The 25,361-nt window shown below is 67.7% G+C and carries 23 protein-coding genes and 1 pseudogene; 10 read left to right on the forward strand and 14 right to left on the reverse strand.

What is annotated here, in order from left to right:
- The first annotated feature begins 3 nt into the window (after positions 1-3).
- Positions 4-291 (forward strand): helix-turn-helix domain-containing protein, encoded by a 288-nt coding sequence (locus tag AC1M2K_RS01750; protein ID WP_480239597.1) that lies wholly within the window; start codon positions 4-6, stop codon positions 289-291.
- Between the two features lie 29 nt (positions 292-320).
- Here the strand turns inward: AC1M2K_RS01750 and AC1M2K_RS01755 are convergent, their stop codons facing one another.
- Positions 321-923, reverse strand: coding sequence for a hypothetical protein (locus AC1M2K_RS01755; RefSeq protein ID WP_480239598.1), 603 nt, complete (start codon positions 921-923; stop codon positions 321-323).
- A gap of 282 nt (positions 924-1,205) precedes the next feature.
- Here AC1M2K_RS01755 and AC1M2K_RS01760 point away from each other — a divergent pair, with 282 nt between their 5' ends.
- On the forward strand, positions 1,206-1,658 hold the full coding sequence (locus tag AC1M2K_RS01760) for an Rv3235 family protein (protein WP_480239599.1): 453 nt from the start codon (positions 1,206-1,208) through the stop codon (positions 1,656-1,658).
- A gap of 78 nt (positions 1,659-1,736) precedes the next feature.
- Here the strand turns inward: AC1M2K_RS01760 and secA are convergent, their stop codons facing one another.
- From secA to mtrA, 7 genes are all read right to left on the reverse strand, one after another.
- Positions 1,737-4,553, reverse strand: a complete 2,817-nt coding sequence (gene secA / locus AC1M2K_RS01765; RefSeq protein ID WP_480239600.1) for a preprotein translocase subunit SecA — start codon at positions 4,551-4,553, stop codon at positions 1,737-1,739.
- A gap of 211 nt (positions 4,554-4,764) precedes the next feature.
- The gene (gene hpf, locus AC1M2K_RS01770; RefSeq protein WP_480237698.1) at positions 4,765-5,427 is read right to left on the reverse strand and encodes a ribosome hibernation-promoting factor, HPF/YfiA family; all 663 of its coding nucleotides are present in this window, start codon (positions 5,425-5,427) and stop codon (positions 4,765-4,767) included.
- Positions 5,428-5,518: 91 nt separating this feature from the next.
- On the reverse strand, positions 5,519-6,097 hold the full coding sequence (locus AC1M2K_RS01775; RefSeq protein WP_480239601.1) for a ComF family protein: 579 nt from the start codon (positions 6,095-6,097) through the stop codon (positions 5,519-5,521).
- A 224-nt stretch (positions 6,098-6,321) separates the two neighbouring features.
- Positions 6,322-7,092 carry a CYTH domain-containing protein gene (locus AC1M2K_RS01780; RefSeq protein WP_480237700.1) on the reverse strand — a complete coding sequence of 257 codons (771 nt, stop codon included), beginning with the start codon at positions 7,090-7,092 and terminating at the stop codon, positions 6,322-6,324.
- 100 nt (positions 7,093-7,192) lie between these two features.
- A complete protein-coding gene (locus AC1M2K_RS01785) occupies positions 7,193-8,878 on the reverse strand; it encodes an LpqB family beta-propeller domain-containing protein (protein ID WP_480239602.1) in 1,686 nt (561 codons plus the stop codon).
- The gene (gene mtrB, locus AC1M2K_RS01790; protein ID WP_480239603.1) at positions 8,875-10,527 is read right to left on the reverse strand and encodes an MtrAB system histidine kinase MtrB; all 1,653 of its coding nucleotides are present in this window, start codon (positions 10,525-10,527) and stop codon (positions 8,875-8,877) included. Before mtrB ends, AC1M2K_RS01785 begins: the two co-directional genes overlap by 4 nt.
- A gap of 7 nt (positions 10,528-10,534) precedes the next feature.
- Positions 10,535-11,221 (reverse strand): MtrAB system response regulator MtrA, encoded by a 687-nt coding sequence (mtrA, locus tag AC1M2K_RS01795; RefSeq protein ID WP_480237703.1) that lies wholly within the window; start codon positions 11,219-11,221, stop codon positions 10,535-10,537.
- 201 nt (positions 11,222-11,422) lie between these two features.
- Between mtrA and AC1M2K_RS01800 the strand changes: the two genes are divergently transcribed.
- The 5 genes from AC1M2K_RS01800 (at position 11,423) to AC1M2K_RS01820 (ending at position 17,247) form a co-directional block, all read left to right on the forward strand.
- The gene (locus tag AC1M2K_RS01800; protein WP_480239604.1) at positions 11,423-12,820 is read left to right on the forward strand and encodes a DUF7847 domain-containing protein; all 1,398 of its coding nucleotides are present in this window, start codon (positions 11,423-11,425) and stop codon (positions 12,818-12,820) included.
- The gene (locus tag AC1M2K_RS01805) at positions 12,811-13,479 is read left to right on the forward strand and encodes a DUF4129 domain-containing protein (RefSeq protein WP_480239605.1); all 669 of its coding nucleotides are present in this window, start codon (positions 12,811-12,813) and stop codon (positions 13,477-13,479) included. Before AC1M2K_RS01800 ends, AC1M2K_RS01805 begins: the two co-directional genes overlap by 10 nt.
- On the forward strand, positions 13,476-14,699 hold the full coding sequence (locus tag AC1M2K_RS01810; RefSeq protein ID WP_480239606.1) for a DUF4350 domain-containing protein: 1,224 nt from the start codon (positions 13,476-13,478) through the stop codon (positions 14,697-14,699). The genes AC1M2K_RS01805 and AC1M2K_RS01810 overlap by 4 nt, the downstream gene beginning before the upstream one ends.
- Positions 14,700-14,760: 61 nt before the next feature.
- Positions 14,761-15,939 carry an AAA family ATPase gene (locus AC1M2K_RS01815; protein WP_480239607.1) on the forward strand — a complete coding sequence of 393 codons (1,179 nt, stop codon included), beginning with the start codon at positions 14,761-14,763 and terminating at the stop codon, positions 15,937-15,939.
- A complete protein-coding gene (locus tag AC1M2K_RS01820; protein WP_480239608.1) occupies positions 15,940-17,247 on the forward strand; it encodes a DUF58 domain-containing protein in 1,308 nt (435 codons plus the stop codon). It begins immediately after the preceding gene.
- Between the two features lie 61 nt (positions 17,248-17,308).
- On the opposite strand, the gene AC1M2K_RS01825 is transcribed toward AC1M2K_RS01820, so the two are convergent.
- The 3 genes from AC1M2K_RS01825 to AC1M2K_RS01835 all read right to left on the reverse strand — a co-directional run bounded on the left by AC1M2K_RS01825 (position 17,309) and on the right by AC1M2K_RS01835 (position 19,966).
- Positions 17,309-18,772, reverse strand: a complete 1,464-nt coding sequence (locus AC1M2K_RS01825; protein ID WP_480239609.1) for a catalase — start codon at positions 18,770-18,772, stop codon at positions 17,309-17,311.
- A 75-nt stretch (positions 18,773-18,847) separates the two neighbouring features.
- Positions 18,848-19,285 (reverse strand): Fur family transcriptional regulator, encoded by a 438-nt coding sequence (locus AC1M2K_RS01830; protein WP_480239610.1) that lies wholly within the window; start codon positions 19,283-19,285, stop codon positions 18,848-18,850.
- Between the two features lie 87 nt (positions 19,286-19,372).
- Entirely contained in the window at positions 19,373-19,966 is a 594-nt protein-coding gene (locus AC1M2K_RS01835) for a TetR/AcrR family transcriptional regulator (protein WP_480239611.1), read from the reverse strand.
- A 33-nt stretch (positions 19,967-19,999) separates the two neighbouring features.
- On the opposite strand from AC1M2K_RS01835, the pseudogene AC1M2K_RS01840 reads away from it, so the two are divergent.
- Positions 20,000-20,815 (forward strand): annotated as a pseudogene (locus tag AC1M2K_RS01840) (DMT family transporter); the annotation flags it as partial.
- A 186-nt stretch (positions 20,816-21,001) separates the two neighbouring features.
- Here AC1M2K_RS01840 and AC1M2K_RS01845 read toward each other — a convergent pair.
- Entirely contained in the window at positions 21,002-21,997 is a 996-nt protein-coding gene (locus AC1M2K_RS01845; protein ID WP_480239612.1) for a stage II sporulation protein M, read from the reverse strand.
- 17 nt (positions 21,998-22,014) lie between these two features.
- Here AC1M2K_RS01845 and AC1M2K_RS01850 point away from each other — a divergent pair, with 17 nt between their 5' ends.
- A complete protein-coding gene (locus tag AC1M2K_RS01850; RefSeq protein WP_480237713.1) occupies positions 22,015-22,863 on the forward strand; it encodes an RDD family protein in 849 nt (282 codons plus the stop codon).
- Between the two features lie 210 nt (positions 22,864-23,073).
- Here the strand turns inward: AC1M2K_RS01850 and ahcY are convergent, their stop codons facing one another.
- Complete coding sequence (gene ahcY, locus AC1M2K_RS01855) at positions 23,074-24,576, reverse strand: adenosylhomocysteinase (RefSeq protein ID WP_480239613.1); 1,503 nt, start codon at positions 24,574-24,576, stop codon at positions 23,074-23,076.
- A 41-nt stretch (positions 24,577-24,617) separates the two neighbouring features.
- Entirely contained in the window at positions 24,618-24,839 is a 222-nt protein-coding gene (locus tag AC1M2K_RS01860) for a DUF3499 family protein (RefSeq protein WP_480237715.1), read from the reverse strand.
- 80 nt (positions 24,840-24,919) lie between these two features.
- On the opposite strand from AC1M2K_RS01860, the gene AC1M2K_RS01865 reads away from it, so the two are divergent.
- Positions 24,920-25,360 (forward strand): metallopeptidase family protein, encoded by a 441-nt coding sequence (locus tag AC1M2K_RS01865; RefSeq protein ID WP_480237716.1) that lies wholly within the window; start codon positions 24,920-24,922, stop codon positions 25,358-25,360.
- Position 25,361: the final 1 nt, after the last annotated feature.

Below are 25,361 nucleotides of genomic sequence, written 5' to 3' on the forward strand. Positions count from 1 at the left end.
TCCATGGATACGGTTTCTTCTGACTCCGTCGGGCGCTTCCTCACAGTGGCCGACGCGGCGGACATCCTCAACATCCCGGCATCGGACGTCATCGAACTCGTCCGGACGGCCGAACTTCCCGCGATCCAGGTCGGAACCCCCGGCCGCTGGCGGATCGAACGCACCGTCCTCGAGGCGTACATCGCGGGAAAGTACGAGGAGACCAGGCGGATGGGGCTCTGGCAGGAGTCCGACCTTGCGAGCCTCCCCGAGGTATCCGACGGGAAGATCCTGCCTCCGCGCGAGGTGTGAGAGTCGCCGTCCCACCGGCGACGCACGGCTCACAGGACGATGAGCCCGATGTCTCCGATCGGCACGAGCCGGTGATGGCTGACGTTCCGTTCGCGACGGGGAGCACCTCGCTCGTGCACGGCGAGGTCGACGTGGTCGCCGGCGACACGGTCGAGCGTGCCGCCGTGCACGACCTGCCGCGAGCGGGCGTGCAATTCGACGTAGACCCGGCGCCGGCAGAGGTCGCGTAGAACGAATGGCAGACCGATACGATCGGCCAGACGTGGCGCCTGCTCGTCACGGGGAGGGACGTCGAGGCTCCTCGCCAGACTCGACTTGGGCAGTGTTACTCCTGCGACGGCCTCGATCGGGACGATGCAGGCCCCGGATGCTCCGTCGCGTGTGACGAGGTCCGCACTCATCCAGTCCCGTCCGAACGACTGCGGGAGGACCGTGACCACAGCTCCTGTGACCAGTTCGATGGTGACCTCGTCTCGACGGCCGTCGCTGCCCGCGAACGTCTGGAGCCGATCGCGGAGCGTGAGCCTGCCGACCCGGAGGCGGTGTTCCTCGGCACGCCTGTCGAGCTCCTCCGCGTGCAGCTCATGTTCGAGCTGGCTTTCGAGGTCGTCGAAGAGGCTGTCCCAGCGCATGGATGGAGAGTAGCGACTCCGTCGCCAGGGCGCGGGAGTTATCCACAGATTGAAAACGTGGGGTTTACACGGGCCTGCAGGCGCTGGGAGAGTAGCTCGGCATAACGAGCCCCCGAACGGGGGACTGCTGACGCAGGCCATGCGTGGACCCGAAACAGGCATCCTGTCACCGAGCGATACGCCGAGCCCCCGGCAGCCGACGTCGCGCCCTCCAGACCCCGCCCAGGTCGCCGTGCCCACCTTTCCAGGTCGTTTCCGTCGCACGTTTCCACGGAGCAACGCATGAACTCCACGTCCGCCGGCGAGCCCGCTTTCCGTCATTCAGGCAGCAGCGCGCCTCACCACTCCTTCGATTCCGAACAGTTCTTCGGCAGGCAGAAGACGCCCACCGGACAGCTTCCCCCTCCTGAACCGCTGCTGGAGAATCTCACGCGATGCGTGATGGAGGTCCTCGCCGGTGCGCGGGAACTCGACCAGCTCGCCCGCTGGATCTCGGAGGAGGTGTACAAGCACCTGCTCAAACGTCAGGTCGTGTCGGCGCGGGCGCGGCAGGTCAAGGGGCTGCAGGCGGTGCGACCGGTTCTCAGGATCGGGCGGATCACGACGTTCGAGCCACGGGACGGTGTCATCGAAGCGGTGGTCATGGTCCATCAGCGCACGAGGTCGCGGGCTGTCGCGATCCGGCTCGAGGGCATGGACAGGCGCTGGCGGGCTACGGCCATCTCCGTGCTCTGACCCTTCGACCACGGGCAGGAACACAGACACCCCCGGCCGGCGAACCGGTCAGGGGTGTCTGTGACGGGCTGTCGAGCGTTACTTCTTCTTGCCCTGGGCCCTGCGGTCGGCGCGGTTCCCGGCAGGGGCCGCGGGAGCGTCGCCCTTCTGGCCGAACGCTCCACGGGTGGCCGGCTGTGCCGGCTGGGCCGGAGTGCCGCCTGTGCGCGGTGCTGCCGTCACGTCTGAAGCGCGCTGGGCGCGAGCGGTCGCTGACTTCTCGATCTGGCCCTTCTGGTTGCGGACCTCGACCTCGCCACCCTCGTTGGCCGCCGAGTAGCTGAGCTTCTCATCCTCGGTCGTGTCGCGGGTGAGGCCCTTGGCCTCGACCGACGTCACTTCCTCTGTGGCGCCCTTCTTCACCTCGACCTCGAGGTTGAACAGGTAGCCGACGGATTCCTCGCGGATCTGGCCCATCATCTGCTGGAACATGCTGAAGCCCTCGCGCTGGTACTCGACCAGCGGGTCGCGCTGGGCCATGGCGCGCAGGCCGATGCCGTCCTTGAGGTAGTCCATCTCGTACAGGTGGTCGCGCCAGCGGCGGTCGACAACCTGCAGCACCACGCGGCGTTCGAGTTCGCGCATGGCCGGTGACCCGAGCTGCTCCTCGCGGTGGGAGTAGGCGAGCCTGGCGTCAGACAGGATCTCGCGGCGCATGAAGTCGCGGTTGATCTTGCCCTTCTGCCCGGCCTCTGCCACGACCTCGTCGATGGTGAGGCTGATCGGATACAGCGTCTTCAGGTCGACCCACAGTGCGTCGAAGTCCCAGTCGTCGCCATTCCCTTCGCCGATGTGCACGTCGAGCACCTCGTCGATGACGTCTTCGAGGAACTTCTGGGTGCGCTCGTGCAGGTCGTCGCCCTCGAGGATGTGGCGGCGGTCGGCGTAGATGGCCTCGCGCTGCCGGTTGAGGACGTCATCGTACTTGAGCACGTTCTTGCGGATCTCGGCGTTGCGAGCCTCGACCTGTGACTGTGCGCTGCGGATGGCGCGGCTGACGACCTTGGACTCGATGGCCATGTCGTCTGGCACTCCCCCTCGGCCCATCAGGGCTTCGGCGGCGCCGGAATTGAAGAGGCGCATGAGGTCGTCGGTGAGCGAGAGGTAGAACCTGCTCTCACCCGGGTCGCCCTGACGGCCCGACCGTCCGCGCAGCTGGTTGTCGATGCGGCGCGACTCGTGGCGTTCGGTTCCGAGGACGTAGAGTCCGCCGGCGTCGATGACCTTCTCGGCCTCCTCGTTCACCGTCTCCTTGACCGCGGTGAAGACGTCGTCCCACGCTGCCTCGTAGTCGTCGGGCGTCTCGGTGGGGCTGAGGCCCTTCTGGTTCATCTCCTGGACGGCGAGGAACTCGGCGTTTCCGCCGAGCATGATGTCCGTCCCACGTCCGGCCATGTTGGTCGCGACGGTCACCGAACCGAGGCGGCCCGCCTGCGCGACGATCGCGGCTTCGCGGGCGTGGTTCTTGGCGTTGAGCACCTCGTGACGGATGCCCTTCTTGGCGAGCAGGCGGGAGAGGTATTCGCTCTTCTCCACGCTCGTCGTTCCGACCAGGACCGGCTGCCCCTTGGCATTGCGCTCGGCGATGTCCTCGACGACCTGGGCGAACTTCGTCTCCTCGTTCTTGTAGACGAGGTCGGACTGGTCGAGGCGCCGCATCGGCTTGTTGGTGCGGATCGGGACGACGCCGAGCTTGTACGTCGACATGAACTCGGCGGCTTCGGTCTCGGCCGTACCGGTCATCCCGGCGAGTTTCTCGTACAGGCGGAAGTAGTTCTGGAGCGTGACGGTTGCGAGGGTCTGGTTCTCGGCCTTGACCTGCACGCCTTCCTTGGCCTCGATCGCCTGGTGGATGCCCTCGTTGTAGCGGCGTCCCATCAGGATGCGTCCGGTGTGCTCGTCGACGATCATGACCTCGCCGTTCATGACGACGTAGTCCTTGTCCTTCTTGAACAGGGCGCGCGCCTTGATCGAGTTGTTGAGGAAGGAGATGAGCGGCGTGTTCGCAGACTCGTACAGGTTGTCGATGCCGAGGTAGTCTTCGACCTTCTCGATGCCGGACTCGAGGACACCGACGGTGCGCTTCTTCTCGTCGACCTCGTAGTCCTCGTCCTCGACGAGGACGGTCGCGAGGCGGGCGAACTCGGCGAACCAGCGGTTGGCTTCGCCTGACGCCGGTCCGGAGATGATGAGCGGCGTCCTGGCCTCGTCGATGAGGATCGAGTCGACCTCGTCGACGATCGCGAAGAAGTGACCGCGCTGGACGAGGTCCTTGGACTGCCACGCCATGTTGTCGCGGAGGTAGTCGAAGCCGAACTCGTTGTTCGTGCCGTAGGTGATGTCGGCGGCGTACTGTTCGCGGCGCTGCTCGGGGGTCTGGCCGGCCAGGATGACACCGGTGGTCATGCCGAGGGCGCGGAAGACGCGGCCCATGAGCTCGGACTGGTAGGTGGCGAGGAAGTCGTTCACCGTGACGACGTGGACGCCCTTGCCTGCGATGGCGTTGAGGTACGCGGGCAGGGTGGCCACGAGGGTCTTTCCCTCACCGGTCTTCATCTCGGCGATGTTGCCGAGGTGGAGTGCAGCGCCACCCATCAGCTGGACGTCGAAGTGACGGAGCCCCAGCGTGCGCTTGGATGCTTCGCGGACGGCAGCGAACGCTTCGGGCAGGAGGTCGTCGAGCGACTCCCCGTTGGCGTGCCGCTCCCGCAGCTCGGCCGTCTCGTTGCGCAGTTCCTCATCGGTGAGGTCGGCGAAGTCGGGCTCGAGCGAGTTGACTGCCGTTGCGAGGTTCTCGAGCTTCTTGATGACTCGGCCCTCACCCAGGCGAAGAACCTTCTCTAGTACTGAGGCCACGTATTGAACTCCACTTTGCTCTCGGGGCACGTTTTCCGACGTGCGGCCGTGCCGTGTGCACGGTGTGGTCACCGGCGCTCCTGCCGACGACCGTCTCTATGTTAGTCCGGTGCGGGGTGTGAGCATCCTGAATCCGGGCGGATCCACTCCCCCGAACGCGGCTCACGCGGGTGCCGATACCGGGCACCCGCGTGAGCTGGACAGCGAACTGCTAGGCGCGCTTCTTCTCGTTCCCCGCGTCTTCGTCGAGACCGATGACTCCGTAGTCCCAGCCTTTGCGACGGTAGACGACGCTCGGTCGGTCATTCTTCGCATCGACGAAGAGGAAGAACGGATGCCCGACGAGCTCCATCCTGTCGACGGCTTCGTCCACGGTCATGAATTCGGCTGCGAACACCTTCTCCCTGATCACGACGGGGCAGTACTCGTCGTCTTCAGGCGCCTCGTCCTCGACCGTCGCAACGGCCCCCGTCGCGACGCGGCGGATCGTGTCGAGGTCCGCCGGTTGCACATCGATGGTGCTGAACCCGGCAGCGCTTGCCTCGGACAGTGATGTCCTGCGTTTCCCTCGAAGGACCTTCTTTCGATCCTTCGCCCGACGCACCTGTTCGAGAAGTTTGGCGATTGCCAGATCAAAGGCGACGTACTTGTCCGAGCCGGCGGCCTCCGCTCTCACGAGCGGGCCCGGTCCGATGAGCGTCAACTCGACGCGATCGTCTCCAGCCTTCCCGCTCTTGTCGTGGTGACGGCTGACCTTGACCTCGAATGCGAGGGCCCGGTCCGACAGGTGGGCGATCTTCTCAGACTTTTCTTCCACATAATCGCGAAAGCGATCGGTGAGTCCCAGGCCTTGTCCGACAATGTTTGTTTCCACGTCAACCTCCCAGATCAGGCGTGCCGCCGCACTATCCAGGGCGGTCCTTTCACGCCTTTAGCCCCCACCGTAGTCCCGCACGGCTGATAAGTCACTCAGCAAAGTGTGCCCGTGACGAAGCGGTCCGGAAGAGTCGCGGAGTTGCGGCGATCACGGCCGCGCCGATGACCGAGCCGCCCGCCTCCACCACCGCGCGGCGTGCTTCCCTGAGCGTCTGGCCCGTTGTCACGACGTCGTCGACGAGAAGGAAACGGCGCCCGGTCACCGGTCGTTTCGTCCGGAGAGCGCCGGAAAGATTGGCCTGCCGCGCGGCGATACCGAGTCCGATCTGATCTCCTGGCTGGCGCCGCCAGGCGAGGGGATGCTCGAGCGTGAACGCCGTCCGCGCGACGACCACGTCCACCGGCCGGTAGCCGCGCCGCCGGAATGCTGCCCTCGTCGACGGCAGCGCAGCGAGTGTCACGACGCCACCCGCGGCCGTATCACCCGGCAGGGAGTCGATGGCAGCGTCGATGGCCGGGAGGAGGATGCGGGCGAGGGCGGAGGACGCGTCGGTGCGCTGGTCGTTCTTGAGCGCGAGGATCGCGCGCCTGGCGACATCCGTGTACTCCGTCCCCGCCCAGACCGGGAACCCTGGCTCGAGCTCGCGGCACACCAGCCGGCCGCCCATCCGGACGGAACATCCTGGGCATACGGCGATGCCGGGCACCCCGCATCCGACACATTCCACGGGAACGAGGAGAGCAACCGCTTCTCTCGCGGCCCTCGCCAGCCTGATGCCTGCCGACTCCATCACCACAGGCTGCCCGGGCACCGTTCCACAGGTGAGAAGACGGCGAAAACTGTGGACGGGACGGCAACGGCCCTCGGCGGTGGAGAGCGGGCACTCCCGGCTCAGGGCGTGGTGATCTCCCGGGAGAAGAACTCGAGAGCCGTGCGGGTCTTCGCCTGCTGTTCCCCGGTCAGGTCGATTCCGCGGTCCTCGAGGTAGGCCCTCGTACGGACGGCCACGTCGAAGGTCTCATTCGACGCGCACTTCGTGGACAGCTCCAGGATGCGTGAGCCGTCCGGGTAGAACCACAACTCGGCGACGAGTTTGCCGGTGTAGCCGCTCGGCGAGTACTTCAGCTTGAGGGCGGTGACCGGCCCGAGGACCGACAGGTCGTCGAGCGAGACTCCCTCGGGCGCGCAGTCGCCGAAAAAGGCCCGCTGCTGTTTGGTGAAGAGCGAGGAGATGGCGCGCCCGCCCGCGATGGCCTCCTTGACCTTCCCTTTGCGCTTCTTTGCTCCCATGCTCGCCGAGCACACGAAGGCCCCTGGCATCGCATCCACTTCGACGCCGAAACCGGGTACGCCCGTCAGCTCGGTGGACAGTTCGCTCGGGACGACGGGGCGCAGCTTGATCACGCTGTCGTCCCCATCTGTCCGCCTCCGGGCCCGCACGATGATTCCGTGCCGGTTCAGCGCTAGGTCCGGTGTGTCGAAGTAGACCACCTGCCGGATCTGGGCGTCAAGCGCATCCATCTCAAGGGCCTGCATCGTCGATCGCTGATCCCTGTCGGGAACGGTGACCTTCAACTCGACCGAGTCACATCCCTCGAGGGCGGAGAGCAACGCAGCCATCTGGTCGGCAGGCAGGTTCGGGGCTCCAGGTGAATTCGTCATGATCACTCCTCACTGCCCGGCTCGTCGGCTCGAGAGTACGCCGACGCCGAAACCCGCGCCTCACCCGTCGAGGGTGACTGCGCGAGGCGACTCCGGGCGATCAGCCGGGATTGCCGAGCTGGGTGGCGATGAGCGAGACCCCGGAACCGACGACCTGCCAGGCTGAGGTGCGCAGGGCCGTGAGGTTGCCACCGGAGATCACCGCTCGCAGCTGGCGCAGCCCGCTTCCGCCGACGAGTGACACAGCGCCAGCAGGGCCGCCGAGAATGTCGGACTGGCCGCCGACGACCTGCCTGACGACGTCCGTCGAGCCGTCAGGAGACGTGGTGAGCGTGGCGACGGTGAGGTCGTCCACCCACGTGGAGGTCACGGCAGTGCCGGTACCGACGGCGAGCGACTGCGGGTCACCGAGGCTCACAGGTATGTTGTCCCCGTCGCGCTGGATGCCTGCCACGAGCAGCCGCGACTCGTCTCCGACACGCACAAGCGCGAGGAGCCGGGTGCCGTCCCTGGAGACCGCGATCGACAGGATCGAGGATGCCTCGGGCCAGCTGGTGAGGACGGCCCGCTGCGTCCCGTCAGAGCGCGAGACGAACAACGCACCCGGAGACGAGGCAGGGACGGTCCAGATGTGTCCGAACGTGTCGAGCGATGGCGCCACGAGGCCCGGTCTGGCGTCCACCCGGAGCGGGTCGGCACCGGACGCGCGCACCGCGAACACCCCGTCGGCTGTCCGCACCGCAGCGAGGCTGTGGGTGGCGTTCACGACCACCGCTGTCGGTGCGAGCGATTCGATGAGCGGAGACAGTCCTGGCAGCCTCTCGAGCGAGTCGCCGTTCGAGAGGAAGCCGAAGCCCTCCTCGGTGAGGACGAGGGCGCGCGGGTCCACACGGGGCGACGGCACCGTCAGCGCGGGGATGTCCTCGGTGTTGTTGTTCACAGTGATGCTGACGGAGTTGATGGCGGAGACCCCGGCGAGGCTGGCGGACAATTGCGCCTGCATCCGCTGCAGCGTCACATCGTCTGCCTGAAACACCTCGCTGCTGAGGTCGATCTGGGCGACGTCGCCGACGACAGGGACGGCGTTCTTGGTCAGTGTGGTGCCCTCGGGGAACGCCGTGGTCACCGCGCCGGCCAGCAGCGGGCTCGGACCGTCGAGGAGCGCCTTGACGATCCGTGTTCCCGTCGACGTCCTCGACGGGAACCAGCGGAGGTCAGGCACCAGGTAGGTCCAGGACGGGTCGAAGAAAGTGACGGCGTAAGAACTGAAGACGTCGTTGAACCGCTGAGGGTCGAGGATGACCCGGTCGGGCGCGACGCTGATCCGCCACTCGCCCTTGACCTGGGTGAAACTGTAACCCTGGATCAGCGGCGTGCTCGAGGCGAACTCGGTGTACTCGCCCTCCTCGTTGACCTCGGCGAGCGGGGTGACGGTGAGCTGCATCGACGTGTCGTCGACCGAGAGGTAGCTGCGCTGCGCGGCCTCGTCGACGATCGCGTTGAGGTCGGGGTTCCAGACGGTCTTGATCTCAGGGGCCAGGTACTCGCGCGCCGTGGCGTAGTCCTCCCTGGGGCTCGAGGCCGCATCGATGAAGCCCCGGAGGATCTGCTCCTGGCTCGCGCCGGCCTCAGGACCCTTCGCGATGAACTGGACCTCGGGGTCCTCGGCACCGGTGACGGGCTGCCCGATCCGGGGCGCGCCGCCCTGCGGGATGCCGGCGCAGCCGGCCAGCAGGAGGGAGGCGGCGAGCGCGACGGCTGCTGCCGCCCGAATTCGTGATCTCATACACCGACTCCGTTCTCGCGACGGGTGGCATCCGTACCGTCGGTATCGACCGGTTCGGCGTCTTCGGGCGGCAGCGGAATCGGCGAGAGCGTGACGGGTCCGCCCAGGACCCGCGGCAGCGTCAGACGGAAGCAGGTGCCCTCGCCCACGCGGGACCACAGCTCGAGGCTTCCGCCGTGCAGCTGGGCGTCCTCGAGCGCGATGGCCAGTCCGAGCCCGGTGCCGCCGATGGTTCGTTTGCGGGAGGGATCGGCCCTCCAGAAGCGGTCGAAGACCCGTTGGGCGTCCTCCTCGCTCATCCCGTGGCCGTAGTCACGCACGGAGAGCGCAACGGCCTGCTCGTTGCTGTCGACGGTGACGACGATCGGTCTGCCCTCCCCGTGTTCGATGGCGTTGCCGAGGAGGTTGCGAACGACGCGGCGGATGCGACGCGGATCGATCTCGACGTTCGAATAGCCGCCAGGGGCAACGAGCCTGACGTCCGAACCCTTCTGCTCAGCCAGGGAGGCCATCCCATCGATCGAGTCCTGGGCGAGGTGAACGAGGCTGTGCGGTTCGATCTCGAGCTGGACGGAGCCTGCGTCGTACCGGCTGATCTCGAGCAGGTCGGCGAGCAGTACTTCGAAGCGCTGCGTCTGGGTGTGGAGCAACTCGGCCGTGCGCGCCGTCGCAGGGGGGAAGTCCGAGCGCTGGTCGTAGAGCACGTCCCCGGCCAGCCGGATCGTCGTGAGCGGCGTGCGCAGTTCGTGCGAGACGTCGGAGACGAAGCGCTGCTGCACCTGTGACAGGTCGGCGAGTTCCTTGATCTGGGACTGGAGGCTGTCGGCCATGCCGTTGAACGATCGCGCGAGTGTGGCGAGTTCGTCCTCGCCCTTCACCGGGATCCTCACCTCCAGGTCTCCCTGCGCGAGTTGCTCACTGGTCTCGGCTGCCACCCGCACCGGGTTGGCGACGAGGCGGACGATCACCCAGGCCACTGCTCCGACGAGCAGGAGCAGGGTGAGCCCGCCGATGAAGAGGGTGCGCTGGACGAAGAGCAGCGTCTGTTCGGTGTCGTTGAGGTCGAAGCCGATGTAGATCTCCCACCGGCTGCCCTCTGGCAGGGTGATCTGAGATCCGACCACGATCCCGGGAACGCGGCTGCCGTCCGCCGTCGCGAGCGACACCGACTGCCACCACTGTTCGTCCGGGTTGTCCTGCACGACGGTGCGCAGTTCGTCGCTCACGACGTCTTTGAGTCTGACGTTTTCGAAGTCCTGCGGACCCGTCGGGCTCGGCTCCTGCCCCGGGACACGGTAGCCGGCGATCATGGCGCTCGACGACGTGCGCGCGATCTCCTCACGCGCGGCGCCCATGAGTTCCTGGGTGCTTGCACGGCCCTGGTCGCTCGAGGAGTCGAGGATGCTCTGCGCAGCCTCGATCGCGCGGGCGGAGTCCTGTTGCACCTGGCTCACGCGTGACTGGAAGAGGTCGTTGCCGATGGTCAGGGACATGTAGAAGCTCGAGATGAGCAAGGCGAAGAGTGACAGGGCGAGCGTGACGACGATGGTGCGGAACTGCAGCGACCGTCGCCAGGAACGCACGGCACGTGCCGGCCATGTCCTCCAGTTGTCGAGCCGAATGCCCGACACGCCCTGCCCAAGTGCCATCTCGTCCTCAGGCGGCGGCGCCGGCGCCGGCGCGATAGCCGACGCCGCGCACGGTCATGACGATGCGCGGGTTGTCAGGGTCGTCTTCGACCTTGGCGCGCAACCGCTGGACGTGCACGTTCACGAGGCGGGTGTCCGCTTTGTAGTGGTAACCCCAGACCTGCTCGAGGAGCATCTCGCGGGTGAACACCTGCTGGGGCTTCGACGCCAGGGTCAGCAGGAGATCGAACTCGAGGGGGGTCAGGTTGATGCGCTTCTCGCCGCGCTTGACCTCGTGGCCTGCGACGTCGAGGGTGAGGTCGCCGATCTGCAGCGAGTCCTGCGACTGGGGGGACGCCGGGCGCAGGCGGGTGCGGATCCGCGCCACGAGCTCCTTGGGGTTGAACGGCTTGACCATGTAGTCGTCAGCGCCGGATTCGAGCCCCTTGACGACATCCGAGGTGTCCGTCTTCGCGGTGAGCATGATGATGGGCACACCGGACTCGCTGCGGATCCGGTTGCACACCTCGATGCCGTCGATGCCCGGGAGCATGAGGTCGAGCAGGACGAGGTCGGGTCTGGCCTCCCGGAACGCGTCGAGTGCGCCGGAACCGTCAGCGCAGAAGGAAGGGTCGAAACCCTCCGTGCGGAGCACAATGCCGATCATTTCAGCCAGGGCGGTGTCGTCGTCGACCACCAGGATCCGTGCGTTCATACGCCTCGTTCTCGATTCGTGTGCAGGCCGCGTCTGGTGGACGCAACCGTGCGGTACCTGGCACAAGATTAGCCGCAACGTGGTGACAGTTCGCCGAGAACCGCACGGGGCCGCGGGTACCTCGACCGCATGGTGAGGATGGGGCGGGTGTGACACGATTAGGGAGCGCATCATGTCGACGAGCCTGAGGGAGCCGCTGGAGTGACCACCGACGAGAACGGGCAGGACTGGGCACGACCGGAGGGCGACCCGTCGCGCGGCGAGGAACGCCGCAGGATGGAGGCCGAGCAAGCCGGCCAACAGTCCGCACCGGAATGGGCCTCTGACCGGGAGTTCTACCCACCCCCGGTGCCGCAGGTTCCGCCGGCGCCTCCGCAGAATCCCTACGCGCAGAACCCATACCCCGCTTACCAGCCCGCACCGACGTATGGACCGCCGCAGCCCCAGTACCCACAGGGCGCCTACGGCCAGTACGGCTACCAGCAGCCCGGCCAGGCGCAGTGGGGCTACCCGGTCGGACAGCCAGGGGCCGCCGCGCCCGCCGCGTGGGCGCCTCCCCCCAAACCGGGGCTCATTCCGCTCCGGCCCCTCGGTTTCGGCACGCTGCTCGGAGCGCCGTTCCTCACTCTCAAGCGCAATCCGAAGGCCACGTTCGGGAGCGCACTGCTCATCCAGGCCATCACTACCGTGATCACGCTTGTCGTTATGGGCATCGTCGCCGTCTACGTGATCAACCGGGTCACCAGTGCCGCCCCGGAGGACCAGGAGGCGATCACGACCGGCGGAATCTTCACCGGGCTCATCGTGAGCGTGCTCGTCGCGCTCCCTCTCAGCATTGCGGCGACCGTGTTCCTCCAGGGCGTCATCGTCATCGAGGCCGCCCGGTCGACCCTGGGTGAGAAGCTCACGCTCCGCGCCGCGTGGAAGGCGACCTGGCCCAGGTTCGGCGCCCTGCTGCTGTGGACGCTGCTCGCCGGCGTCGCGGTCGCGGTCGTCGTCGCGGTGATCGTCGGCCTTGTCTGGTCGCTCGTCGCTCTCGGTGAGGGTTTCATCGCCATCGGGGTCATCCTCGCCATCCTCGCCGCGATTGCATTTTTCCTTCTCGGTTACTGGCTCGGCACCAAGCTCTCCCTCGTGCCGAGCGCGATCGTCCTCGAACGGCTCGGCGTCGGAGCCGCGATCCGGCGGTCCTGGCGGCTCACCGACGGCTACTTCTGGAAGACCCTCGGCATCCAGCTCCTTATCGCGTTCATCGTCGGCACCGTCTCGCAAGTCGTGGTGACACCGATCAGCTTCCTCTACGGCATGGCGATCAGCGTGATCGACCCCACGGGGTCGACAGCGGAGGACTGGATCATCCCCGCCCTGCTCTACGTGGCGACGATCATCCTGACCCTCCTCGTGGCATCCATCACCGCGGTGGTCCAGTCGGCGACCATCGCGTTCATCTACGTCGACCTGCGGATGCGCAAGGAGGGACTCGACCTCGAGCTCATCCGGTTCGTCGAGGCACGCCAGTCCGGCGACACGACGGTCGCAGACCCGTATCTGGTCCGCACGACAGGAACCGTGCCGCCGACGGGAACTTCATGGGCCTAGCGAGCGGCATCGAGTTCGACGTGCCTGTGGTGCCCGACGCGCCAGAGGCACGCGACTGGCTGCTCGAAGAGTTGTCGAAACCCGAGTACGCCGCGGCGACACCGAGCCTGTTCGACGTACTGAGCCAGGAGTTCTTCGCCTGGCTGATGCGGCTGTTCCAGCCCGGCGAGTCCGTTCCCCTCGACTGGCTGCCCGTCGCCATCGTCGCGCTCGTCATCGCCGCGCTCGTCGTCGCGCTCCTCATCTGGGGCATTCCCCGGGTCAACAGGAAGAGCGCCCCGTCGTCGGGCCTGTTCGGCGACGACGACCGCCGCACCGCTGCCCAGCTCAGATCGGCGGCCGCCATGGCGGCATCGGCGGGCGACTGGACCACGGCCGTCCTCGAGCTGTTCCGCGGGGTGGCCAGAGGACTCGCCGAACGCACCATCGTCCTGGTCAGCCCTGGGACGACCGCGCACGATTTCGCCCGTCGCGCCTCCACGGCCTTCCCCGCGCAATCCGACGACCTGGCTGTGGCGGCGGACGGCTTCGACCGGGTGAGATACCTCAGCCACGACGGCACACCCGAGCAGTACGAGCGTTTGCGCGCCCTCGACGGACGGCTGCAGAAGCAGACGCCGGTGTCGTCTGAACCGCTCGACCAGGTGCCGGTCGCATGACGAGGATCGCCCCTCCCGCTCCGGGTCGCGACGACGACACCGTGCTGACCCCCCGGGCCCGCACCGTCGCGAGGCGCGGGCTGTTCTGGGTGGGAGTGGCCGTCGTCTGCATCCTCGTCGTCGCCGTCAGCCTCGTCCTCACCCGTGGCGGTTCCTCCAGCAGTATTCCGCTCGACCCGGCCAGCCCGGCTCCAACAGGCGCCAGGGCCGTCGCCGAGGTCCTCCGCGGGCAGGGCGTCGACGTGATCATCCCAGAGGGCTACGACGAGGCCCTGGCTGAGGCGGAGACGCCGGGGACGACCTTCGCGCTGTACGACCCCTCCGGCTACCTCACCGACGCCCGTCTGACCGATCTCGTCGAACGCGCAGGAGACGTCGTCATCTTCTCCCCCGCATTCCTGCAACTCCAGTCTCTCGCCCCTGGCGTCAGCGCCGCGGGCGCGGCGGCTGCCGGCACCCCGCTCGACGAGGCGTCGTGCACGCTGGGCGCCGCCGAACGCGCAGGCACGATCAGCCCGGGTCCGACTCTCGCCATCTCCCCTGATTCGGATGCCGACGGCTGCTTCCCTGCGGACACCGGCGGCTTCGCCGTCGTGACGATCCCGAAGGACGACGGAAGCCTCACGCTCCTCGGACCGTCCGACCTGGTCAGCAACGACAAGGTCGTGCTGCACGGCAACGCCGCGCTCGCCCTCGGGCTGCTCGGTGGGACCGACCGTCTCGTCTGGTTCCTCCCGTCACTCGCCGACGTCGAGGCATCCGGACCTCCCAACCTGCAGGACCTGACCCCGACCTGGCTCGTCCCGGTCACCTCCCTCCTGGTCATCGCCGCGCTTGTCGCGATGTTCTGGCGCGGCCGCCGCTTCGGCCCGCTCGTGGCCGAGGACCTGCCGGTGACGGTGCCATCTGGGGAGACGATGGAGGGCAGGTCGCGCCTCTACCAGCGCACCGCTGCCCGCACGCGTGCCGTCGACGCGCTCAGGATCGGCACCATCGGGCACCTAGGAACGACGCTCGGACTCCCCCGGACGGCAGGGGTAGGCGAGGTTTCGGATGCCGCCGCCTCCGCCACCGGAAGGAATCCGGCCGAAGTCCGTGGCATCCTCGTCGACATGCTGCCTCGGACCGAGCGCGACGTCCTGACGTTGTCCGACGCCCTGCGCGACCTGGAGTCCGCCGTCACCGCCGCCGTCGACCCCCGGCCACCAGGGCCCCGCTGATGCCGGGAACCTCCCTCTTCTCCCCGACCTGCCTCCACCGACCCAACCGGAAGAACGCGACATGACCACTCCGACACCGCACGGCCAGCCGAATCCGCAGGGCTACCCACAGGCGCCCCAGCAACAGATGCCCCCGCAGGGCCAGGGCGTCCCGCAGGGCCAGGGCGTCCCGCAGGGCCAGGGCTACCCGCAGGGCCAGGGCTACCCGCAGGCCCAGCCCCCCGCAGCGCCCATCCGCCAGGATGCCGCACCTGAGCGCCGGCGAGCGCCGCAGACGGAGTCGCCGCGGATCGCGGAGCTCCGTGAGAAGCTGGCGCAGGTCCGCCGGGAGGTCGGCAAGGCCGTCGTCGGCCAGGAACCGGCCGTCACCGGCCTGATCATCGCCCTGCTCGCCAAGGGGCACGTGCTGCTCGAGGGTGTGCCCGGCGTCGCGAAGACGCTGCTCGTCCGCACCCTCAGCCAGGCTCTCGACCTCGACACGAAGCGGGTCCAGTTCACTCCGGACCTCATGCCTGGCGACGTGACCGGGTCGCTCATCTATGACGCGAAAACCGGCGAGTTCGAGTTCAGGCGCGGTCCGGTGTTCACGAACATCATGCTCGCCGACGAGATCAACAGGACGCCTCCGAAGACCCAGTCCTCGCTGCTCGAAGCGATGGAGGAGCGCCAGGTCTCCACCGACGGCGTCACCCTTCCGCTGCCTGTTCCGTTCGTCGTGGCCGCGACGATGAACCCGATCGAGTACGAGGGCACGTACACCCTCCCTGAGGCACAGCTCGACCGCTTCCTCCTCAAACTCGTCCTCGACATCCCCGAACGCGACCTCGAGGTCGAGGTACTTCGTCGCCACGCCGCGGGCTTCAACCCCCGCGATCTTGCCGGAGCCGGCGTCACCGCCGTGCTCAACGCCGCAGACCTGGCCGAGGCGCAGCTCGCCGCAGCAGCCACAGGTGTGAGCCCAGACGTGCTCAGCTACATCGTCGACCTCGCGAGGGCCACCAGGCGCAGCCCGTCGGTGCGGATGGGCGTCAGCCCCCGCGGAACGACAGCCCTCCTCGCGGCCGCGAAGTCGTGGGCGTGGCTGAGCGGCTACTCGTGGGTCACCCCGGACCACGTCCAGGCCATGGTGATCCCGGTCTGGCGCCACCGCCTCCAGCTCCGCCCTGAGGCCGAGCTCGAGGGTGTCGGTTCGGACGCGATCCTCCGTTCGGTCATGCAGCAGGTGCAGGTGCCGATCTAGATGACCGTGTCTGGGTGGTTCGTCGCGCTCGTCGCCGTCGGCGTCGTTCCCGTCGTGGTGTTCGGCACAGCGACAGGTGAGCCGGGGGTCGTGCTGGGGCTGTGGCTGCTCTTCGCGGTCGCGCTCGGCGTCCTCGACGTGCTGCTCGCGGCATCCCCCCGTGTGCTCGTGCCCTCGCGGTCGGTGCCGGCACGGACCAGGCTGGGCGAGACCGTGACCAGCGAGCTGTACCTGGCCAACCCGGGCAGGCGCACCCTGCGCGGCATCGTCAGGGATGCTTGGCAGCCGTCGGCAGGTCCAGCCGTCACCCGCACCAGGGTCACCATCCCGGCAGGAGAACGACGAATGGTCGCCGTCCCCCTGACCCCGTTCCGCCGGGGCGAACGCCGGGTCGAGCTCGTCACCGTCCGGTCGTTCGGCCCGCTTCGGCTGTGGGCGCGGCAGGCCACACTGAAGAGCCACGGCCACATCCGCGTGCTCCCGCCGTTCAACGCCCGAAAGCACCTGCCGTCCCGGCTGGCCCGGCTTCGGGAACTCGACGGAGCCACGAGCGTGATGGTGCGCGGCCAGGGCACCGAATTCGATTCGCTGCGCGAGTACGTGCGCGGCGACGACGTGCGATCGATCGACTGGCGGGCCACCGCCCGCAGGCGTGACGTCGTCGTGCGCACCTGGCGTCCTGAGCGCGACCGCCGCGTCGTCATCGTCCTCGACACCGGGAGGACCTCAGCGGCCCGCGTCGCCGACGAACCACGGATCGACACGGCGTTCGAGTCCTCCCTGCTGCTCGCGGCGCTCGCCACCCGAGCCGGTGACCGGGTCGACCTGATCGCCTACGACCGGCGTGTCCGCGGCCGGGTGCAGGGCGCGACGGGGGCCGACCTGATGTCCAAGCTCGTCGACACCATGTCCACCATCGACCCCGAACTGCTCGAGATGGACTGGGCGGCCGTCCCTGCGCTGGTCCGCGGGGTGACGAGCCAGCACTCGCTCGTCGTGCTGCTCACCTCAGTCGACGCGCCAGGCGCATCCACAGGGCTGCTGTCGATGCTTCCCCAGCTGACGAAACGGCACACGGTCGTCGTGGCATCCGTCACCGACCCCACTGCGCTCACCGCGAGCAGGGAGCGCGGAAACCGCGACGAGGTCTACCTGGCCGCAGCGGCGGAACGCGCGCTCCTCGACATCGCGCGCGTCTCAGGTGCCGTGAGGCAGCTCGGCGCCGACGTGGTCACCGCAGCACCCGCCGACCTGCCGCCAGCCCTCGCTGACCACTACATCGCGCTGAAGGCGGCCGGCCGGCTCTAGCGACCGCGAAGGGCCCGGCATCCGTGTCTGACGTATGCCGGGCCCTCTGTGGTGGTGTCGCCTAGAGCACGCTGGTGGCGGCGAGAGCCGCACCGAGCTTCGACCCGAGTTCGATGTCGACGTTGGACCAGTACGCGATGGCCCGCGCGCGGATCTCAGCGTTCTGCACGGCGCCGACGTGGCCGGTGATCTGCGCGAGCAGGCGGGCCTTCGCCGCGTCGTCCATCACGTCACGGTAGAGCGTTCCGGCCTGGCCGAAGTCGTCGTCCTCGGGGTGCAGGGTCGCCGAGGTGCGCACGAGCTCACCGTCGTTCTGCCAGCCGGTCGACTCGGCCGCGCGGGCAGCATCCGCGTGCGGTCCGCCGAACGAGTTCGGGGCGTAGACCGGACGGTCGGCCGGCGGGAAGTCGATGCGGCCTGCGCCGTCCTTCGAGTAGCTGTTCACCGGGCTCTTCGCCGCGTTGACGGGCAGCTGGGCGTGGTTCACACCGACGCGGTAGCGGTGGGCATCCGCGTAGGAGAAGATCCGCGCCTGGAGCATCCTGTCCGGGCTTGCCGCGATTCCGGGGACGAAGTTCGCCGGAGAGAATGTGGCCTGCTCGATCTGGGCGAAGTAGTTCTCGGCGTTGCGGTTCAGCGTCATCGTGCCGACCCGGATCAGCGGGTAGTCGGCGTGCGGCCAGACCTTCGTGACGTCGAACGGGTTGAAGCGGTAGGTCTTGGCGTCCTCGTACGGCATGACCTGCACGGACATGGTCCAGCTCGGGACGTTGCCCTCTGCGATGTTCGTGTACAGGTCGTGCTGGTGGTAGTCGGCGTCCTGGCCGGCGATCTCCGTCGCCTGCTCGGCGCTCAGCACGCCGATGCCCTGATTGGTCTTGAAGTGGTACTTCACCCAGAAACGCTCACCAGCGGCGTTGATCCACTGGTAGGTGTGCGAGCCGAACCCGTCCATGTGACGCCACGAGGAGGGCAGGCCGCGGTCGCCCATGAGCCAGGTGACCTGGTGCGCGCTCTCGGGGGACTGGCTCCAGAAGTCCCACTGCATGTCATTGTTGCGCAGGTTCGAGCCCGGGAGGCGCTTCTGCGAGTGGATGAAGTCGGGGAACTTGATGCCGTCGCGGATGAAGAACACCGGGGTGTTGTTCCCGACGAGGTCGTAGTTGCCCTCGGAGGTGTAGAACTTGAGCGCGAAACCGCGGGGGTCGCGCCAGGTGTCAGGAGATCCCTGCTCGCCTGCCACCGTGGAGAAGCGGGCCAGCATCTCGGTGGTCACTCCCGGCTGGAAGAGCGCGGCACGGGTGAAGCGTGACACGTCCTCGGTCGTCTCGAACACTCCGAATGCGCCGCCGCCCTTTGCGTGGACGACGCGCTCCGGCACTCGCTCCCTGTTGAAGTGGGCGAGCTTCTCGGTCAGGTAGCTGTCGATCAGCGGGATGGCGCCATCGGCACCGACGGTCAGCGACTGCGAGTCCGCCTGGACCGGCGTGCCGGTGTTTGTGGTGGTGAACGAGGTATCGGACATGGATCTCCTTGGGATTTTCGGGCAGGGACAGGCAGCTCCGTGCACGCTGGATGCACGCCGGAGCGGAAGAGGACGTCAGGCGGGTGGCGTGGCCGCGCAGTCGGGGCACAGACCCCAGTAGGTGACTTCGGCGGTGGCGATCGTGAAACCGGATGTTCCAGACGGCGTCAGGCACGGGGCGTGGCCAACGGCGCAGTCGACGTCGCCGATGGCGCCGCACCGGGAGCAGACGACGTGATGGTGGTTGTCCCCCACACGCAACTCGTAGCGGGCGGGCGAACCGGCCGGTTCGATCCGGCGCACCAGGCCGGCATCCGTCAGCGCGCCGAGGATGCCGTACACCGCCTGCACCGACGTGTCAGGGAGCGTCGGGGTGACCGCCGCGAGGACACCGGCGGCATCGGCATGTGGCGCTGCCCCCAGTGCCTGCAGCACGGCGACGCGCTGCTCGGTTGCGCGGAGCCCGGCGGCGCGAAGGCTCTCGCGCAGTTCCGTCGCTTCCGTCGTTGTCATGATCCGACCCTATCGCGTTGTTTTGAGTCATTCAAAACTGCGGAGCGCCCGGGCGCGTCGACAGGGATGGCCGCGCGGCGTCCGGGATCACGGAGTCCGGCGAACGAGAATCTCGTGCGCGACCTCCCGCGCCCGGTGGAAGGGATGGTCGAATGTCGACATGCCGACCGTCACGATCGCCCCCTCATAGAGCAGCATCATCGACCGGGCGACGTCCTCTGGCCGCTCGGCACCGGCCTCCAGGCACAACGCTGTGAACACGTCGAGCAGCCACGACTTCTGGCGCACCACTTCCGGGAAAATCAACCCATCGACCCCGTCGCCGATTTCGGCGCGCGCATTGATGGCACTGCAGCCCCTGGGGCTGTTCTCGTCGGACCAGGAGATCGCCGCGTCGAAGACGACGAGCACGCGGTCGACACCCACCGCCGGCGACCGGTCGAGTTGTGCCGCCAGGTGCTCGCGCCAGCGTGCGTCCCTGTGCTGGAGATAGGAGACGACGAGCGCCTCCTTCGAGCCGAAGCGGTCATACAGCGTCTTCTTCGTGACCCCGGCCTCGTCGGCGATGGTGTCGACACCGACGGCGTGGATCCCTCGCTCGTAGAAAAGCCGGGAAGCCGCGTCGAGGACCCGACGAGCGCCAGGAGTCAGGGCGGGCAGGTCAGCTGGGGTGATGGCCATGCCTCGAGTATACCGACCTGTATAGTTTAGGCAATGAGTAAACAGATCGGTATACCCACCCGCGTCGTAACCGTGCTGGCCTCGGTCCTCTTCGTCGCCTCGTGGAGTTCAGGCTTTCTCATCGCAGCCATCGCCACCGCCGACGTCGCGGTTCTGACGCTCCTCGTCTGGCGGTTCGTGCCGCTCGCGGTGGCTCTGATCGCCGTTGTGCTGGCATCCGGAGCCCTGAAGAGCGTCGCTCCCCGCGCGCTCCGCGGCCAGGCGGTCGTCGGCCTCTTCGCCCAGTTCGGGTACGTCGTGCTCGTGTACGCGGCAATCGCCTCGGGTGTCACCGCGGGCACGACGGCCCTGATCGATGCCGTGCAGCCCCTTGTGGTCGCGACCCTGGTCGGGCCGCTCCTCGGGCTCAGGGTTCGCGGCGTTCAATGGGCGGGTCTGGTGGTCGGCGCCTCCGGTGTCGTTCTCGTCGTGCAGTCGCAGATGGCCGGCTCGGATGCTCCGCCGACGGCCTTCGTGCTGCCCGGCCTGGCAATGGCGTGCCTCGTCGCGGCGACGTTCCTCGACCGTCGGTCGCCGTCGACGCTGCCCGTGCTCGTCACGCTGACCGTGCACGTCACCGTGACGGCCCTGGCGCTCCTCGTGCTCGGCGCCGCCACGGGAACACTGGCGCCACCGGCATCCGCTGTCTTCTGGCTCCAGACCGTTCTTTCGGCGCTCATCCCGACCGTGATCGCATACGGCCTGTACTGGTGGTTGCTGCGCCGGGTGGGCATCACCGTGCTCAACGCGCTGCTCTTCCTCGTCGCGCCGGCGACCGCCCTGGCCGGCTGGGTGGTCCTCGGTGAGCCGATGACCGTGCTCACTCTCGTCGGCTTCGTGTTGTGCGGCGGCGGTGTCGCCGTCGTGCTTGCCACGGACTCAGCGGGCCGCGCCAGCCGGGTCGGCGGCGCACGGAAGACCACAGCTGGTCCTCTGTCGGGGCATTCCAAGACTTCGGACAGCCGTTGCCGGCATCTCGACGCCGTCTCGTCCGGCTCAGTTCGCGTAGATGCGCGCGGCGCCCGCTTCGAAGGCGGTGAGGTCGCCGGTCTCGCCCGCGCGGTACGCGCGGCGGCCGATCACGAGCATGTAGAACAGGAACGCACCGAGTGCCGCAGCGCCCAGCCCGATCTTCACCGGCCACGGCCACGGCTGAGGAGTGACGAATCCCTCGAGGATGCCTGAGACCAGGAGAACGAGGATGAGCCCGATGGCCACGGTGAAGAGAGCGCGAGCGTCTTCGGCGAGCGCCTGCCCCCTCGTCCGCTTGCCCGGAGACACCCAGGCCCAGAAGATCCGCAGCCCGCCCGCCGCCGCCACGAAGATCGCCGTGAGTTCGAGCATCCCGTGTGGTGCGATGTAGAGGAAGAACGTGTCGCCCTCTCCGACGCTGAACAGGACGGCAGCCGATGTCCCGATGCCCTGCGCGTTCTGAAGGATGACCCACGGGACCCAGATGCCGGTGATACCGAACGCGATGCATTGGGCAGCGATCCACGCGTTGTTGGTCCAGACCTGGCCGGCGAACGACGCAGCCGGGTTTTCCGAGTAATAGTCGATGAAGTCCTCGTCGGCATACTTCTGGAGTTCATCGGAGTTGCCGAAGTTCGCGAGCACCTGCGGGTCGCCGAGGATCCAGGCCGCCCAGAGCCCGGCGACCGTGACGGTCACGAGGGCGACGGCGAGGGTGAGCCAGCGCAACCGGTACAACGCCGCGGGGAGCTGCAGTGCGAAGAACCGTGGCAGCTGGCTGAAGACGTTCGAGCCGGCGGAGGTGAACCGCAGCCGCGCCTTGGAGAGGCTGACGCTCAGCCGGTCGCCGTGCACGGTCGAGCCTGCGGTCGTCTTGATGGCGGAGAGCTGGGTGGCGCCCGCCTGGTAGCGGTCGATGAGTTCGTCGGCTTCAGCGCCCGACAATGACCGCTTCGACGCGAGGGCGTCGAGGCGATCCCACTCGTCCCGGTGGGCGGCGCTGTATGCATCGAGATCCATCTGCTTAGATACTATTCATGGCAGAGCCCTCCGGCACACTTTCGAACACGCCGGACTCCTCCGAGCTCCTCACCGGCGAAGCCGTCGCTCTCGACGTGCAGTCAACGAGCTTCATCCTCCGGGCTGCAGGCACCATCATCGACTTCGTCGCCACCGTGCTCCTCGCCGCCCTGTTGTTCTGGCTTCTCTTCGTCCTCGCCAACCAGGGTGTGATCGACCAGTCCGCCACAGCGGCCTTCACCACGTCGATCATCGTGTTCTGCTGCGTCGTCGTTCCGACGGCCGTCGAGACCCTGAGCCACGGCCGGTCGCTCGGCAAACTCGCGGTCGGAGCGCGCGTCGTGCGCGACGACGGCGGCGCCACAGGATTCAGGCACGCCTTCATCCGCGCCCTCGTCGGCTTCTTCGAGATCTACATGACCCTCGGTGGCGTCGCCGCGCTCACCGGTCTGCTGTCCAGCCGCTCGAAGCGCCTCGGCGACCTCCTGGCAGGCACCTATGCGCAGCAGGAACGCGTGCCCCGCTACACCGATCCCGTGTTCGGAATGCCGCCTGCGCTGGCCGGCTGGGCAGAGCTGGCCGACGTTGGGCGGATGCCTGACCGGCTGTCACGTCGGATCGCCCAGTTCCTCAAGCAGGCGCCGAAGCTGACGCCGATGACGCGGGCGCGACTGGCCCAGGATCTCGCCGTGGAGGCATCCGTCTGGGTGTCGCCTGTTCCGCGCGCAGACCCCGAGCTGTTCCTCTACGCGGTCGCCGCCAAGCGGCGGGATCGCGAGTACGCTGCGCACATGCTCGAGCGCGAGCGCCTCGCCCGGGTTCAGCCGGTGCTGACCGGTCGCCCGCACGACTTCCCCGAGCGCTAGGCACGGCGCCCGGCGAGTCAGGTGGGGTCTCGGCCGAACCTTCTTCGGCCGCTCAGTGTTGTCCGGCGCTTCCGTCCCCAGCCTTCAGTGGACGCAAACGGTCGCTATCCGCGACCCATGAGGACATATCGCGACCAATGAACACTCTGCACCAGCCGCAAACGGCGCCGCAGGGCCTGAGCCCCACGACGCCGTTGCGACGGGCGGGTCCTAGTACCGGTAGTGGTCGACCTTGTACGGGCCGTCGACGGAGACGCCGATGTATGCGGCCTGCTCCTCGGTGAGGGTGGTGAGTTCTACGCCGAGAGCGTCGAGGTGCAGGCGGGCCACCTTCTCGTCGAGGTGCTTCGGCAGCACATAGACGCCGATCGGGTAGTTCTCGGGGTGGACGAAGAGCTCGATCTGCGCGAGCACCTGGTTGGTGAACGAGTTGCTCATGACGAACGACGGATGCCCCGTGGCGTTTCCGAGGTTCATCAGGCGGCCCTCGCTGAGAACGAGGATCGACCGGCCGGTCGGCAGGCGCCACTCGTGCACCTGCGGCTTGATCTCGACACGCTCGGCGCCGTCAAGCGACTCGAGGCCGGCCATGTCGACCTCGTTGTCGAAGTGGCCCACGTTGGCGACGATGGCCTGGTGCTTCATCCGGAGCATGTGCTCGGTGGTGATGACGCTGAGGTTTCCCGTTCCGGTGACGAAGATGTCGACCTGCTCGACGACGCTCTCGATCCGTGCCACCTGGTAGCCGTCCATGGCCGCCTGCAGTGCGCAGATCGGGTCGACCTCGCTAACGATCACCCGTGCTCCCTGGCCGCGGAGGGCCTCCGCCGCTCCCTTGCCGACGTCTCCGTAGCCGACGACGAAAGCGACCTTCCCGCCGATGAGCACGTCGGTGGCGCGGTTGAGGCCGTCAGGGAGCGAGTGCCTGATGCCGTACTTGTTGTCGAACTTGCTCTTCGTGACCGAGTCGTTCACGTTGATCGCAGGGAACAGAAGCTCGCCGGCCTTCGCCAGTTCGTAGAGGCGGTGAACGCCGGTCGTTGTCTCCTCGGTGACGCCCATGAGCTCTGCGCCGATCTTCGTCCAGCGGTCGGACGACGCGGCAAGCGAGCGACGGAGCAGGTCGAGCACGACCCGGCCCTCTGTGCTGTCCCCGTCCGTGGTTTCGGGCACCGCACCGGCCAGTTCGTACTTCCTGCCGTTGTGGACGAGCAGGGTCGCGTCGCCACCGTCGTCGAGGATCATGTTCGGGCCGGTCCAGTCGGCCCCTGCCGCTTCGGCCTCGGCGCTCCAGTCGAAGATCCGCTCGGCGCACGCCCAGTACTCCTCGAGGGTCTCGCCCTTCCAGGCGAACACGGGCACACCGGCCGGGGCGTCGACGGTACCGTTCGGGCCGACGGCGATGGCCGCGGCGGCCTCGTCCTGGGTGGAGAAGATGTTGCAGCTCGCCCAGCGCACCTGCGCGCCGAGGGCGACGAGTGTCTCGATGAGCACAGCGGTCTGGACGGTCATGTGCAGGGAGCCGGCGATGCGGGCGCCGGCGAGCGGCTGCGAGGTGCCGAATTCCTCGCGGAGGGCCATGAGCCCTGGCATCTCGTTCTCGGCCAGCCGGATCTGGTGGCGGCCGGCTTCAGCGAGCGAGAGGTCGCGGACCTGGAAAGCCAGGGCGGACGTGGATTCGACAGCGGATGCTGCGGGCGGAGTAAGCGTCATACCTTCATTCTCGCAGACCCCGCCGGAGCGTGAACCGGGGGTCAGGCGGTCGAGTCGACGTCGCGCAGGATCTGGTGCCGGATGACCTGCCAGCCCTGCGGCACGCTCATCCGCTCCGCGTGGATGGAGCAGAGGTCGTAGGTGTGTGGCTCGCGGGACAGGCTCAGGGGGCCGAGTACGGCCATCGAGTCCCCGTAGTCGTAGGTGAGGGTCGACACCGCGTCGCGGGAGCATCCGACTTTCGAACAGGGCCTGTCAAACATTCTCATCACCATACAAGCCCCGCAGGGGTTCGCCCGGGCACCTCGCCGGGAGGACGGCCGATGGCGAATAGGATGGCGTCATGGCCAGACGCACTTCCCGGAGCAGCACATACGCTCGGCGGGCGGTCCGTCACGACCGGCACGGGCGCTCCGAACGGAGTGCGGCGACCGGCCCGCACCTGGATCCACTGAAGAACCGCATCGACTCATTCGACATGACCGTCGCGGCCGCAGCCGATTTCCTTCGCAGCGCCTGGCCCGAAGACCTCGCGAACGTCCGCTACGAGGTCGGCGCAATGCCGATGGGCGCACTTCCGGACGGTACGGTGCCGCGGTGGTGGACAAGCGCGGCCGAGCGGCGCATCGTGCTCTACCGCCTGCCCATCCAGCGGATGAGCAAGCTGCACCGCGACGACGACCTGCACCAGCGCATGATGATCGAGAGTTGTGTCTTCCGGGCCACAGCCGAACTCATCGGCAAGGACCCGTGGGACCTGGGCCCCGATCGCTTCCACTTCTGAC

The sequence above is a fragment of the Mycetocola sp. Y171 genome (assembly GCF_056713165.1).